We start from the raw sequence: 12,789 nt of genomic DNA on the forward strand, positions 1-12,789 counted from the left end.
TGTTAGTGGGCGACAGCCGCAGCGCCGTGTTCGTCGATCAACGCACCGTTGTGGAAACGGTCGATGGAGAAAGGTGCGGCCAGCGGGTGCATTTCACCCTTGGCCAGACTCGCGGCAAACACGTTGCCCGAGCCAGGTGTGGCCTTGAAGCCGCCGGTACCCCAACCGCAGTTGAAGAACATGTTCGGCACCGGGGTTTTCGAAATGATCGGGCAGGCGTCCGGCGTGGTGTCGACGATGCCGCCCCACTGACGGTTCATGCGTACCCGCGACAGCACCGGGAACATCTCGACGATGGCCTGGATGGTGTGCTCGATCACCGGGTACGAACCGCGCTGGCCGTAGCCGTTGTAGCCGTCGATACCGGCGCCGATCACCAGGTCGCCCTTGTCGGACTGGCTGATGTAACCGTGCACGGCGTTGGACATGATCACGCTGTCGATGATCGGTTTGATCGGCTCGGACACCAGTGCCTGCAACGGGTGGGATTCGATCGGCAGACGGAAACCGGCGAGTTTGGCCATGTGCCCGGAGTTACCGGCGGTGACCACGCCGACGCGCTTGGCGCCGATGAAACCCTTGTTGGTTTCAACGCCGATGCACACGCCGTTTTCCTTGCGGAAGCCGATCACTTCGGTCTGCTGGATCAAGTCCACGCCCAAGGCGTCGGCGGCACGGGCAAAGCCCCACGCCACGGCATCGTGACGGGCCACGCCGCCGCGACGCTGGACGGTTGCGCCCATCACCGGGTAGCGGGTGTTTTTCGAGCAGTCGAGGTACGGAATCTCGTCCGCGACTTGCTTGGCGTTGAGCAGTTCGCCGTCGACGCCGTTGAGGCGGTTGGCGCTGACCCGACGCTCGGAATCACGAATGTCCTGCAGGGTATGGCACAGGTTGTAGACGCCGCGCTGGGAGAACATCACGTTGTAGTTCAGGTCCTGAGACAGGCCTTCCCACAGTTTCATCGCGTGTTCGTACAGGTGCGCCGACTCGTCCCACAGGTAGTTGGAGCGAACGATGGTGGTATTGCGCGCGGTGTTACCGCCGCCCAGCCAGCCCTTCTCGACCACGGCCACGTTGGTGATGCCGTGCTCTTTGGCCAGATAGTAGGCAGTCGCCAGACCGTGCCCGCCGCCGCCGACGATGACTACGTCGTAGACCTTCTTCGGGGTCGGCGTGCGCCACATGCGCTGCCAGTTTTCGTGGTGGCTGAGGGAGTGTTTGAAGAGGCCGAAGCCCGAATAGCGTTGCATAGTCATGTACTCCAGAACGCTCAGCGATAAACCGGGAAGTCAGCGCACAGGGCCGAAACCTGCTGGGCGACATTGGCTTCGACATCGGCGTCGCCGAGGTTGTCGAGGATGTCGCAGATCCAGCCGGCCAGCGTCACGCACTGGGTCACCTTGAAGCCGCGCGTGGTCACCGCCGGGGTGCCGATGCGCAGGCCGGAGGTGACGAACGGCGACTGCGGGTCGTTCGGTACGGCGTTCTTGTTGACGGTGATGTGAGCGCGACCGAGGGCGGCGTCCGCGTCTTTACCGGTGAGGCCCTGACGGATCAGGCTGACCAGGAACAGGTGGTTGTCGGTGCCGCCGGACACTACATCGTAGCCACGTTTGATAAATACGCTCGCCATCGCCTGGGCGTTGTCGATCACTTGCTGCTGATAGGCCTTGAAGCCAGGCTCCAGCGCTTCCTTGAAGCACACGGCTTTACCGGCGATGACGTGCATCAGCGGGCCGCCCTGGGCGCCGGGGAATACCGCAGCGTTGAGTTTCTTCTCGATCTCTTCGTTGGCCTTGGCCAGGATCAGGCCGCCACGCGGACCACGCAGGGTCTTGTGAGTGGTGGTGGTGACCACGTCGGCGTACGGCAGCGGGTTCGGGTACAGACCGGCAGCCACCAGACCGGCCACGTGGGCCATGTCGACGAACAGCAGCGCACCGACCTTGTCGGCGATCTGACGGAAGCGCGGGAAGTCGAGGGTTTTCGAGTAGGCCGAGAAACCGGCGACGATCATTTTCGGTTTGTGCTCGACCGCCAGACGCTCGACTTCGTCGTAATCGATCAGGCCGGTCTTGGTGTCGATGCCGTACTGCACGGCGTTGTAGAGCTTGCCCGAGGACGACACCTTGGCGCCGTGGGTCAGGTGACCGCCATGGGCCAGACTCATGCCGAGGATGGTGTCGCCAGCCTGGATCAGCGCCAGATAGACAGCGCTGTTGGCCGAGGAACCGGAGTGCGGCTGGACGTTGGCGTAATCGGCACCGAACAGTTGCTTGGCGCGTTCGATGGCCAGCGCTTCGACCTTGTCGACGTGCTCGCAGCCACCGTAGTAGCGCTTGCCCGGATAGCCTTCGGCGTATTTGTTGGTCAGGCCGCTGCCTTGCGCTTCCATGACGCGTTTGCTGGTGTAGTTCTCCGACGCGATCAGCTCGATGTGATCTTCCTGACGTTGCTCCTCGGCATTCATCGCCGCCAGCAGTGCATCGTCGTAACCCTGGATCTGGTCTTGCTTGCTGAACATCGCGTCTCTCCCAGCGGCATCTGTGCGCCATTCGTCTCGGTAAGGCACGGCGTTTCGGCAGTGCCCTTTGATGCGATGGTATGGCCGGCGCAGGGAGGTCAAATGCCTACGGACGCCACGCAAAGGTGCGTTTACGACATGGCGGGGGCGACGGACTCAAACAAGCAGCTGGCGCAAGCCCAGAAGAACCATGAAATGCGCGGGATAGAGCGCATACGCCCAGCGGCGCATGGGTGGCGCGCGGAGGAAAGTGACATGTCGCAACAGGAACATTCCGAGCAGTGGCGCCATCAGGCATGTCGCAATGCCGAAGATCGCCACGCGGTTGCCGAACTGCGCGGACTCGTAGAGCACCTGCCACTGATTCGCCGCCAGACACACCAGACCCGGCAGCAGGCCGAAATACCAGGGTTTGCGAAATACCAGCAACATCGCCAGCGGCAGCAGGATGCCGAACAGACCGAACATCAGTCGCTCCGGGAACAACGCTGCCACCAGCAAGGCGCTGATGCCCAGCAGTCGTGAAATCAGCGCTCGATCCTGCCAGCCCCGCGCCACCAGCAGGCCCAGCGCCAGCGTGGGCATCACATTCAAGGTGTCGGGATCGGGAATGTACAAACGGTAGGGAATCTCGCTGAGCAGACTGAACAGCGACAACCAGCCCAGATAGCGCCATTCGGTCTTGCGCGCCCCGTCCCGCGCCAGATTCGCCGCCATCGCCAGGCAGAACCACGGGAACGCCAGCCGCCCCGGCACATACAGCCAATCGGCGCTGATCCCGACATATCGCAGGTGATCGAGCAGCATGCTCAGCAGCGCCAGCCACTTGAGCAGATCGAGTGCGCCGTCGCGTCGGCTCAGGTGCATAATCGACCCGCATCCCTGTAATGTTCTGTCAGCGACATCCCGTGTGCTCCCCGGATGATCTTCGGTAAAGTGCGCACCATCATTGACCCCACGAAGCGCCACAAGCGCCTCGATCACGGAAGCCGGCCATGACCGACAAGAGCCAACAATTCGCCAGCGACAACTACTCCGGTATCTGCCCTGAAGCCTGGGCTGCCATGGAACAGGCCAACCACGGCCACCAGCGCGCCTATGGCGACGATGAGTGGACAGCACGCGCCTCGGATGATTTCCGCAAACTGTTCGAGACCGACTGCGAAGTGTTCTTCGCCTTCAACGGCACCGCCGCCAACTCGCTGGCGCTGTCGTCGCTGTGCCAGAGTTATCACAGCGTGATCTGCTCGGAAACCGCCCACGTCGAAACCGACGAATGCGGCGCCCCGGAGTTCTTCTCCAACGGCTCGAAACTGCTGATCGCCGGCACTGAAAACGGCAAGATCACCCCGGCCTCGATCCGCGAAGTCGCCCTCAAGCGCCAGGACATCCACTACCCGAAACCACGCGTGGTGACCCTGACCCAGGCCACCGAAGTCGGCAGCGTCTACACCCCGGAAGAAGTCCGCGCCATCAGCGACACCTGCAAGGAACTGGGCCTGAACCTGCACATGGACGGCGCGCGTTTCTCCAACGCCTGCGCGTTCCTCGGCTGCTCGCCGGCAGACCTGACCTGGAAGGCCGGCGTCGATGTGCTGTGCTTCGGCGGCACGAAAAACGGCATGGCGGTGGGTGAAGCGATCCTGTTCTTCAACCACAAACTGGCCGAAGACTTCGACTACCGCTGCAAACAGGCCGGGCAACTGGCCTCGAAAATGCGCTTCCTGTCCGCCCCGTGGGTCGGCATCCTGGAAAACGACGCCTGGCTCAAATACGCCCGCCACGCCAACCACTGCGCGCAACTGCTGGCCGAACTGGTCAGCGACATCCCGGGCGTGGAACTGATGTTCCCGGTCCAGGCCAATGGCGTGTTCCTGCAACTTTCGGAACCGGCCATCGCCGCCCTGACCGCTCGCGGCTGGCGCTTCTACACCTTCATCGGCAAGGGCGGCGCCCGCTTCATGTGCTCGTGGGATACCGAAGAAGAACGCGTGCGCGAACTGGCGCGCGACATCCGCGAAGTCATGTCGGCCTGATCCCCTCCCCGTGGCGCGGGAGCCAGCTCCCCGCCACAGCTCACCTCTGCCTCCCGCTTCAGCTCCATCGTCTACATTGTTTGTCGAGCCATCGCTCACATAACAATAAGCAGGAGCATCCGCATGTCGCTAAAAGGCAAAACCCTGTTCATCACCGGCGCCAGCCGTGGCATCGGGCGCGAGATTGCGCTACGGGCCGCGCGGGACGGGGCCAACATCGTGATCGCCGCCAAGAGCGCCGAACCGCATGCCAAGCTACCCGGTACCATCCACAGCGTCGCAGCGGAAGTCGAAGCGGCCGGTGGCAAGGCTTTGGCCCTGCAACTGGATGTGCGCGATGAAGAGGCCGTGCGCCAGGCACTGGCCCAGGCCAACGAACATTTCGGCGCCATTGATGCACTGGTGAACAACGCCGGGGCGATCAAACTGACCGGTGTTCAACATATCGAACTCAAGCGTTTCGACCTGATGCACCAGATCAACACCCGTGCGGTGTTGCTGTGCAGCCAGGCGGCCCTGCCCTATCTGAAGAAATCCTCCGGGCACATTCTCAACCTGTCACCGCCGCTGAACCTCGCCAGCAAATGGTTCGCGCAATACAGCCCCTACACCGTGACCAAGTACGGCATGAGCATGCTGACTGTCGGGATGAGCGAAGAATTTGCCAACTACGGGATCAGCGTCAACTCGCTGTGGCCACAGACCATGATCGCCACGGCCGCGATCGAGTTTCAGCTGGGCAATCGTGAGTCGTTCAAGCATGCGCGCACGCCAGCGATCATGGCGGATGCGGCGCATGTGATTCTGGACAGCAGCGGGCGACGGATTACCGGGCGGTTGTTGATTGATGAGGAGATCTTGCGCGAAAGCGGCGTGAGCGAATTCGATCACTATCGGTTTGAACCGAAGAGTGACGCGAAGTTGATGACGGATCTGTTTATCGACTGAACATTTTCAGAAACAACCTACGCCAGGCCCTACATAAACCAAACAGACCTCGCCATAGACTGCCTGCTCCTTTTTCGAGGAGTGCTGACTATGGCGAACCCTGCCTACATGACCATCACCGGCAAGACTCAAGGCCTTATTTCAGCGGGATGTTCGACCCCGGAATCGGTCGGCAACAAATACCAGAAAGCCCATACCGATGAAATCATGGTGTTCGCCTTGAGCCATGAAATGCGCCGCGACAACAATCTCGGCAAAGCCGTCCACCAGCCGGTCATCATCACCAAAGCGGTCGACAAATCTTCCCCATTGCTGGCTCAGGCGCATTCGAACTACGAAGAACTCGAATGCACAATCAGCCTTTATCGAACCTCGCCTCAAGGTCAGCAGGAAAAGTTTTATTCGATCGCCCTCGATGGGGCCGTTCTCGCCGAACTCTCGCAGGAGATGCCCCACGTCATTCTGCAAAACGACGCCCAACCCCAAGAACAATTGGCCATTCGTTACCGCGGCATCAGTTGGGTACACCACATTGCGGGCACCACCGGCTATACCTCGTGGGGCAGCCAGGATTGAACCCTCGACCACATGACCTTCAGGCCGTCACCAAAGCATCGCAATACGTGAAATATGGAGGATGGATTGGTACAGCCTTAGGCGGTGGGGCGTCGGCAATAAAGGTTCAAGAAGTTTGTACGAACCAGAGTGCCAAGGCATGCGAAAAAGTGAAATATACCGAGGCGGGGAGTTTCCTGGGTGGAGTTGCCGGCTCTGCCTTGGGTGCGAGTACTGCCACGACAATCTGCGTAGCACTCGGGGTATCCAGTGCGGGAGTCGGTGGGGCACTGTGCGGGATAGTGGTTGCGGGAGCTGGATTTTTTACGGTCGGCTATATGGGCGAAAAAGGCGGCGAGATCGCCGGAGAGTTGATTTACGAGAAAACCCAATGAACTTTGAAACTGCAAGAGGTGCATTCATCATTCTAAACATCATAAACTTCGCCGCACTCATAACAATCAACTGCATCTCGTTGTATATCGCAAAAACAAAAATAGAACTAATAATGAACAGCCTTCAAAACAGCTCGATCGCTGGAGGCCTTATGATGCTATGGCGTGGAGGCATGCGGGGGCGCATCTACATGATGGGGGAAATTTTTAGTTTCCTGAAGCGTCCCGAAATCTACATTTATCAAGGGAAGCTGAGCGCAAAAGATATTAAAAATTTTCCGCCAGACTTCAAACGCACGCTGCTTACACTATATAAATGTCAGAGAATTTCCGGATTCACTTTTTTATTCTTTGGACTTCTCGCCGCATTCGAAGTTATTTAAAAACAGCAACAAATGACTTCATACGATCTCCCCTATGGGAGATCGCCCCCAAGCCTGCAAACTGAATTCAATACTCGATCCGCACATCCCCCTTCGGCACACTGCAGCAAGAAAGAATGTACCCCTCCGCCTCGTCGTCTTCGGTGATCCCGCCGTTGTGATCCATCTCCACCTCGCCACCCAGCTTGAGCACCTTGCACGTCCCGCAGATCCCCATCCCGCAGGCTTTCGGGATCATCAGCCCAACCTTGGCAGCCGCCGCATGCACAGTCTCACCCGGTGCCACGCGAATGCTCTTGTCCGAAGAGGTGAACTCCACCAGATGCAGATCCGCCGCCGGCACTTCCGGTGCTTCTGCTGCCTGTTCGGCCTGTTCCACCGCATCGGCACGGGCTTCCGGTGGCGTGGCGCCGAAGGATTCTTCGTGATAGCGCTTCATGTCGTAGCCGGCGTTTTCCAGCAGGCGCTTGACCGCCGTCATGTACGGCGTCGGGCCACAGCAGAAGACTTCGCGCTCGAGGAAGTCCGGCACCATCAGTTCCAGCATCTTGTGGTTGAGGTAGCCGCGATAGCCGGCCCACGGCTCGCCCAGCCCGTGTTTCTCGCAGATCAGGTGCAGGCTGAAGTTGTCGATTCGCGACGCCATGTGTTCCAGCTCGCGGTGGTAAATGATGTCTTTCGGTGAGCGGGCGCTGTGGATGAACGTCATGTCGACGTTGCCGTTGGTGTCGTAGAACCAGCGCGCCATGGACATGCACGGCGTGATGCCGACACCGCCGCTGAGGTACAGCACTTTAGGGCTCGGAAAATCGATGGCGTTGAACAACCCGACCGGCCCGTGCACCGCCAGTTCCTGGCCTTCATGCAGCGTGTCGTGCAGCCAGTTGGACACCTTGCCCCCCGGTACGCGCTTGATGGTCACCGAAAAGCTGTACGGCACCGACGGCGAGCTGGAAATGGTGTACGAACGCATGATCGGCTGGCCGTCGATTTCCAGCTCCAGGGTAACGAACTGCCCGGGCTTGAAGAAGAACAGGATCGGCTGGTCGGCCATGAAGCAGAAGGTGCGCACATCCCAGGTTTCCTGGATGACTTTGACGCAACGGACAATGTGTCGGCCATTGGCCCAGGTCTGAGTGGTGACCGGATTCAGGAAGCTGTTGGACATGCTTGTTCTCCACGGCCGACTGTCGGCCTTCATGTGGCGATTCTGCGTATAGCGCGAACGCCCCGTTTACCTATCCGCGACATTGACATACTTATCGCGACCAGCCCCCAACCACCGGGGGTTGCGCGTCGGGAACAGATTGCACCATGTCGCCCATGGATAAGGTTCTCGCCTGCGGCGGCCCCACACTCGCCCCAACACAAACAGTTTCTTTACACCTTGCGCTGCAACCCTGATCAGCCACTTTCGCGGCCACGCAGATGGCCTTGAGGATTACATCGATGGACACCGCAAAAATCAGCCTGGGCGACCCGCTGGAACCCGCACGCAAGGCCACCGCACAAATGCTGCAAGAGCGCGAGCGCACCTTCTCGCTGCCGCAACCGTTCTACAGTGACGAGCGCCTGTTCGATATCGACATGCAGGAGATCTTCCAGAAAGAGTGGTTGATCGCCGGCATGACCTGCGAGATCCCGGCCAAGGGCAACTACCTGACGCTGCAGATCGGCAAGAACCCGATCATCGTGATCCGCGGCGCCGAAGGCGTGGTGCACGCGTTCCACAACGTCTGCCGCCACCGTGGCTCACGCCTGTGCACCAGCGACAAGGGCAAGGTCGCCAAACTGGTCTGCCACTACCACCAGTGGACGTATGAGCTGGACGGCCGCCTGCTGTTCGCCGGCACCGAGATGGGCGCCGACTTCGACATGAACCAGTACGGCCTCAAACCGGTGAACGTGAAGACCGCCGGCGGCTACATCTTCATCAGCCTGGCAGAGAACCCGCCGGCCATCGATGACTTCCTGTCGACGCTGAACCACTACATGGAACCGTACGACATGGAGAACACCAAGGTGGCGATTACCACCACCTTGATGGAAAAGGCCAACTGGAAACTGGTGCTGGAAAACAACCGCGAGTGCTACCACTGCAACGCGTCGCACCCGGAACTGCTGAAAACCCTGCTGGAGTGGGACGACGTCACCGACCCGCGCGCCGACCAGGCGTTCAAGGATCACGTCGCCGACTCCGCTGCAGCCTGGGAAGCCGAGAAGATCCCTTACGCCCACGCCAGCTTCGGCCTGCGCAACCGCATCGTGCGCATGCCGCTGCTTAAAGGCACCGTGTCGATGACCCTGGACGGTAAACAGGGCTGCGCCAAGCTGATGGGCCGGATCAAGAACCCGGACCTGGGCTCGATGCGCATCCTGCACCTGCCGCACTCGTGGAACCACTGCATGGGCGACCACATCATCGTCTTCACCGTGTGGCCGATCAGCGCCCAGGAAACCATGGTCACCACCAAATGGCTGGTGCACAAGGATGCCGTCGAAGGCGTGGATTACGACGTCGAGCGCATGCGCCAGGTGTGGGACGCGACCAACGATCAGGACCGTCGTCTGGCCGAAGAAAACCAGCGCGGGATCAACTCCACCGCGTACCAGCCTGGGCCTTACTCCAAGACCTATGAGTTCGGTGTGGTCAACTTCGTCGACTGGTACAGCGAGCGGTTGCTGAGCAACCTCGGAGCCGAGCCAGCGCCGTATCTCAAAGGTGTTCCGGTTCAGGGTTGATTCGCGTCATTGATCGTTCCCGTGTCCTGCGCGGGAACGATCAAACAGGTCACTTCGATGACCACCTCACAGATCCATCCTCACCGATAAACTCCTCGAAAATCTCCTCCCCCACCAACCTGATCTTCGCGTAGCCATTCAACACCCGCAGCGGATAGTCCGGGTCCTTCGCATCCTGCGTCTCCGAAAACAGCACCCCCGAATGCCCGTTCAGTTCACTGGTGGTGCCGTAGGGAATCGCCCCGTGCCCGGCGCATCGCGCATGCAACCCGCCCTGTGGCGCATAGACGATACCGTTGTGCAGATGTCCCCAGTACCAGTAATCCGGCTCGCGCCCCAGTGCATCGCACACCGGTTGATACAGCGCGGTCTTGTTGTGCCCGGTGATGTCGAAGCCCTGATGGTGGCTGAGCACCATGAGCTTTTTGCGTTTCGGCAGACTTTTCATCCACTCGATCTGCGGCTTGTTCAGGGTGCCGTCCATGTACAGGTTCATGACATCCGAGGCGTACGCCGTGTCCAGCCCGACAATCAGCCAGTCGTCGTTGATCAGGGCAAAGTAGCTGGTGCCCTGCTGCCCCGGAAAACGCGTGGCCAGTTCCTTGAAGTAACCGTGGGCGCCGCTGTACATCTCGTGGTTGGAATTGAGGGTGAACGAACCGTGGGTGCCCATCGGCCAGCCGGCCATGTCGGTGTCTTCCTGGGAATGGGTACCGGCGTAATAGACATCCCCCAGGTGAATGGTGAAGTCGGCGTTGGCCAGTTGCATCTGGTTGGCCACCGACACCGCTGGCGCATGACTGTTGAACGGCCCGGTGCCCCAGTCGCCGGCAATCGCCAGCGTCACTTCGCGCTCCATTGTCACCAGCGCAGGATCGGTGCCGAAGGTCGCGTGATGGCGCAGGTTTTCGATCCACTTGAGCAGCGCCTCGCTCCACAGCAGATCCAGCAGCTCCCACTTGCGACACCCCAGCAGCGTGCCGTCCTTGAGCACCGTGGTCTGTAGTTGATCGGGTGATTGCGGCAACGGCGTCGCGTTGCCGATGCGCAGGATCGACAGACCGTGGGATAACTCCCACGGCACGGCCGGCACGTCGTCCGGCAACTCGCCGTGCTTGAGCACGTACTGCGCCTGATCGTGACCCCGCTGGAGCAACTTGATGATGGCCTGGAACTCCTCGGGCTCCAGTTCGCTGATGAGCTTCATCCAGGCCATTTCCACCCGGGTAAACAGGCCGTGCAGACGCAGTTTGACCTTGTCGTATTCATGCTTCAGATGACCGACTGCCGACATGACGTAATCCTCTATCCGTAGGGGTTCACAGGGTTTTCATGAATTCGATCAGCGCGCGCTTGTCGTCGTCCGACAGCGTCGTGCCATACAGGTGACCGGTGTTGTGATTGCCCTCCAGGCGCGTGTCGTACTTGAAGTCCGCCGAGGCTTTGGCCTGCGCGCCGCTGGTCACGAAGCCGACGTTGACCGGGTCGTAGACATCGGAGCCGGTGACGAACACCTGCGGACGTTTTTCCGGCGGTTGCAGCAAATCCCACAGGGTCGGCACCGAACCGTTGTGCAAGTACGGCGCGCGCAGCCAGATGCCGTCGGTGGGCGTGTTGCTGTAGCTCTGGGTCTTGCGGTAGGCGCCGAAATCGAACGGCGGTTTCTTGAAGGTGTGGAACGCCGCCACCAGCCCGACAGTGAACGAGTCCAGTCGATGTGGATCGGTGCCGAGCTGGTCGATGTTGGTGGTGACCTGCCCGGTGTCGACGCGACCGAAGTCGTGGCAACCGGCGCAATTGGTTTCCCAGATCGGTTTGCCTTGGGCGACCTTGGCCTGATCCAGTGCCCACGGCCACGCCGGCGCCTTGTGCCCGAGCAGCCAGTTGGTCACGCGATTGAAACTCGGTGGCAGCACCGACTCCGGCGTCGCACCCACCGCCATCGCAGCGGCGTAGTTGCGCTCGTGGATCTTGTTGTTATTGCCGTCCCAGTGCAGGTACATCGATTCCCGGGGTTTCTGGTTCCACACTTGCGGCAGGTCCACGGTGCCTATGGTCGAGTCATCCGGGAAGCCGAACACCACCATTTTCGTCGGGTTGAAGGTGTCGGTACGCCCCGGCCCCTGTGGCGGACGCAGCTTCTGCCAGGCATAGGCCTGCTTCTGTTTGAGCAGCGCGGTCTTGGCCATCGGGATGATCAGGTAACGGTTGTAGATACGCTCGAAAAAGCCGAGCTGGAACTTGCTGTTGATCGCCGCCATCACCGCGTCGGTGGTGAATTTCGGGTCGCTGGCGCAATCGTAGGCGAACCACTGGAAGGCTTGCAGTTGCAGGGTGTTGGCCGGTGCGCTCGGCACATTGACCGCGACATCACTGGCATTCGCCCGGTAGGAGCCGGTGTGGCACAGCGCACAGTTCGGCTCGACGGTCGGGTAGCCGATCTGCCGCTTGGCCATGCCGATCGGCAGGTCCTTGCCGTTTTCGAACAAGAAACCGAAAACTTCCCAGCCGCCAGGTTTCGGCATTTTTTCCGGGCACATCTGCGGCAGTACGGAGAACAGGTAATACGGGATCCGCGCTTCGATGCCCAGGCCAATGGCCGCGTATTTGTAGTGATCTTCGTCGGAGGCATATTCCTGCTCCGGCACCACGCGCAGCATCTGATACCAGGTCTCGTAGCCGATGAACCCCAGCAACGCGACCACGACCAGCGTGCCGACCTTGAACGCGTGGCTCTGCCAATGCCGCGCCCACGCCGCCCGCCATTCGCGCCAGCCGTCACAGAGCAGGGCAAGGGGGCGGTTTTCCGGGGTGGTGCCGAGGTACAGCAGGATGCCGAGGATCAGGAAAAAGCTCAGGTCACCCATCAGCATCGGCACGAACACCGAGCCCTGGCTGCTGGTGTTGATCAGGTAGATCCAGAACGCCACGGCGATCAGCCGCGTCAGCACACACAACCAGGAATGCACCACATAGCGCGGCGCGTTGAAGCCCGACGGCATGTAGAACACGCTGATGCCCACCAGCAGCATCCCGGCGTTTTCCAGCCACGGGTCGGAGAGTTGCGGCGGCAGGCCAACCACCGATGTCAGCAACCCCGGCGCGAACAGCGCCGGGATCGCGAACACCATGTTCATCGCAATGCCGAGCCAGATGAAACGTTGAAACCAGCGGATGTAGCTGTCCATGTCATCCATTTCCTT

Annotated in this window: 11 protein-coding genes; 5 read left to right on the top strand and 6 right to left on the bottom strand. The window is 60.4% G+C overall.

The genetic code is table 11. The features are described 5' to 3' along the window. Positions 1-2: 2 nt before the first annotated feature. The 3 genes from AC1RME_RS00550 to AC1RME_RS00560 all read right to left on the bottom strand — a co-directional run bounded on the left by AC1RME_RS00550 (position 3) and on the right by AC1RME_RS00560 (position 3,394). Positions 3-1,253, bottom strand: coding sequence for a sarcosine oxidase subunit beta (locus tag AC1RME_RS00550; RefSeq protein ID WP_003206307.1), 1,251 nt, complete (start codon positions 1,251-1,253; stop codon positions 3-5). Between the two features lie 20 nt (positions 1,254-1,273). After that, on the bottom strand, positions 1,274-2,527 hold the full coding sequence (gene glyA / locus AC1RME_RS00555) for a serine hydroxymethyltransferase (RefSeq protein ID WP_096817789.1): 1,254 nt from the start codon (positions 2,525-2,527) through the stop codon (positions 1,274-1,276). Between the two features lie 156 nt (positions 2,528-2,683). Further along, positions 2,684-3,394, bottom strand: coding sequence for a TraX family protein (locus AC1RME_RS00560; RefSeq protein ID WP_493090232.1), 711 nt, complete (start codon positions 3,392-3,394; stop codon positions 2,684-2,686). A gap of 128 nt (positions 3,395-3,522) precedes the next feature. On the opposite strand from AC1RME_RS00560, the gene AC1RME_RS00565 reads away from it, so the two are divergent. The 4 genes from AC1RME_RS00565 to AC1RME_RS00580 all read left to right on the top strand — a co-directional run bounded on the left by AC1RME_RS00565 (position 3,523) and on the right by AC1RME_RS00580 (position 6,844). After that, positions 3,523-4,563, top strand: a complete 1,041-nt coding sequence (locus tag AC1RME_RS00565; RefSeq protein ID WP_011336276.1) for a threonine aldolase family protein — start codon at positions 3,523-3,525, stop codon at positions 4,561-4,563. Positions 4,564-4,686: 123 nt separating this feature from the next. After that, a complete protein-coding gene (locus AC1RME_RS00570) occupies positions 4,687-5,511 on the top strand; it encodes an SDR family oxidoreductase (RefSeq protein WP_096817785.1) in 825 nt (274 codons plus the stop codon). A 90-nt stretch (positions 5,512-5,601) separates the two neighbouring features. Continuing rightward, positions 5,602-6,087, top strand: a complete 486-nt coding sequence (locus AC1RME_RS00575) for an Hcp family type VI secretion system effector (RefSeq protein WP_493090234.1) — start codon at positions 5,602-5,604, stop codon at positions 6,085-6,087. A 370-nt stretch (positions 6,088-6,457) separates the two neighbouring features. Next, positions 6,458-6,844, top strand: a complete 387-nt coding sequence (locus AC1RME_RS00580) for a hypothetical protein (protein WP_493090236.1) — start codon at positions 6,458-6,460, stop codon at positions 6,842-6,844. Positions 6,845-6,911: 67 nt separating this feature from the next. Here the strand turns inward: AC1RME_RS00580 and gbcB are convergent, their stop codons facing one another. Next, positions 6,912-8,012, bottom strand: a complete 1,101-nt coding sequence (gene gbcB / locus AC1RME_RS00585) for a glycine betaine monooxygenase reductase subunit (protein ID WP_096817778.1) — start codon at positions 8,010-8,012, stop codon at positions 6,912-6,914. Positions 8,013-8,293: 281 nt separating this feature from the next. Here gbcB and gbca point away from each other — a divergent pair, with 281 nt between their 5' ends. Continuing rightward, a complete protein-coding gene (gbca, locus tag AC1RME_RS00590) occupies positions 8,294-9,586 on the top strand; it encodes a glycine betaine monooxygenase oxygenase subunit (RefSeq protein WP_096817776.1) in 1,293 nt (430 codons plus the stop codon). 49 nt (positions 9,587-9,635) lie between these two features. On the opposite strand, the gene AC1RME_RS00595 is transcribed toward gbca, so the two are convergent. Together AC1RME_RS00595 and AC1RME_RS00600 are read right to left on the bottom strand one after the other, a co-directional pair. Further along, entirely contained in the window at positions 9,636-10,880 is a 1,245-nt protein-coding gene (locus tag AC1RME_RS00595; RefSeq protein WP_493090238.1) for a metallophosphoesterase, read from the bottom strand. Positions 10,881-10,905: 25 nt separating this feature from the next. After that, positions 10,906-12,774, bottom strand: coding sequence for a c-type cytochrome (locus tag AC1RME_RS00600; RefSeq protein ID WP_493070050.1), 1,869 nt, complete (start codon positions 12,772-12,774; stop codon positions 10,906-10,908). Positions 12,775-12,789: the final 15 nt, after the last annotated feature.

It is taken from the genome of Pseudomonas sp. GW822-FHT03F08 (assembly GCF_058801265.1).

Coding starts and splice junctions, on each gene's coding strand:
- AC1RME_RS00600 (WP_493070050.1), bottom strand. CDS start 12,774: ATGGACAGCTACATCCGCTGGTTTCAACGTTTCATCTGGCTCGGCATT.
- gbca (WP_096817776.1), top strand. CDS start 8,294: ATGGACACCGCAAAAATCAGCCTGGGCGACCCGCTGGAACCCGCACGC.
- AC1RME_RS00550 (WP_003206307.1), bottom strand. CDS start 1,253: ATGCAACGCTATTCGGGCTTCGGCCTCTTCAAACACTCCCTCAGCCAC.
- AC1RME_RS00580 (WP_493090236.1), top strand. CDS start 6,458: ATGAACTTTGAAACTGCAAGAGGTGCATTCATCATTCTAAACATCATA.
- gbcB (WP_096817778.1), bottom strand. CDS start 8,012: ATGTCCAACAGCTTCCTGAATCCGGTCACCACTCAGACCTGGGCCAAT.
- AC1RME_RS00565 (WP_011336276.1), top strand. CDS start 3,523: ATGACCGACAAGAGCCAACAATTCGCCAGCGACAACTACTCCGGTATC.
- glyA (WP_096817789.1), bottom strand. CDS start 2,527: ATGTTCAGCAAGCAAGACCAGATCCAGGGTTACGACGATGCACTGCTG.
- AC1RME_RS00575 (WP_493090234.1), top strand. CDS start 5,602: ATGGCGAACCCTGCCTACATGACCATCACCGGCAAGACTCAAGGCCTT.
- AC1RME_RS00570 (WP_096817785.1), top strand. CDS start 4,687: ATGTCGCTAAAAGGCAAAACCCTGTTCATCACCGGCGCCAGCCGTGGC.
- AC1RME_RS00560 (WP_493090232.1), bottom strand. CDS start 3,394: ATGCACCTGAGCCGACGCGACGGCGCACTCGATCTGCTCAAGTGGCTG.
- AC1RME_RS00595 (WP_493090238.1), bottom strand. CDS start 10,880: ATGTCGGCAGTCGGTCATCTGAAGCATGAATACGACAAGGTCAAACTG.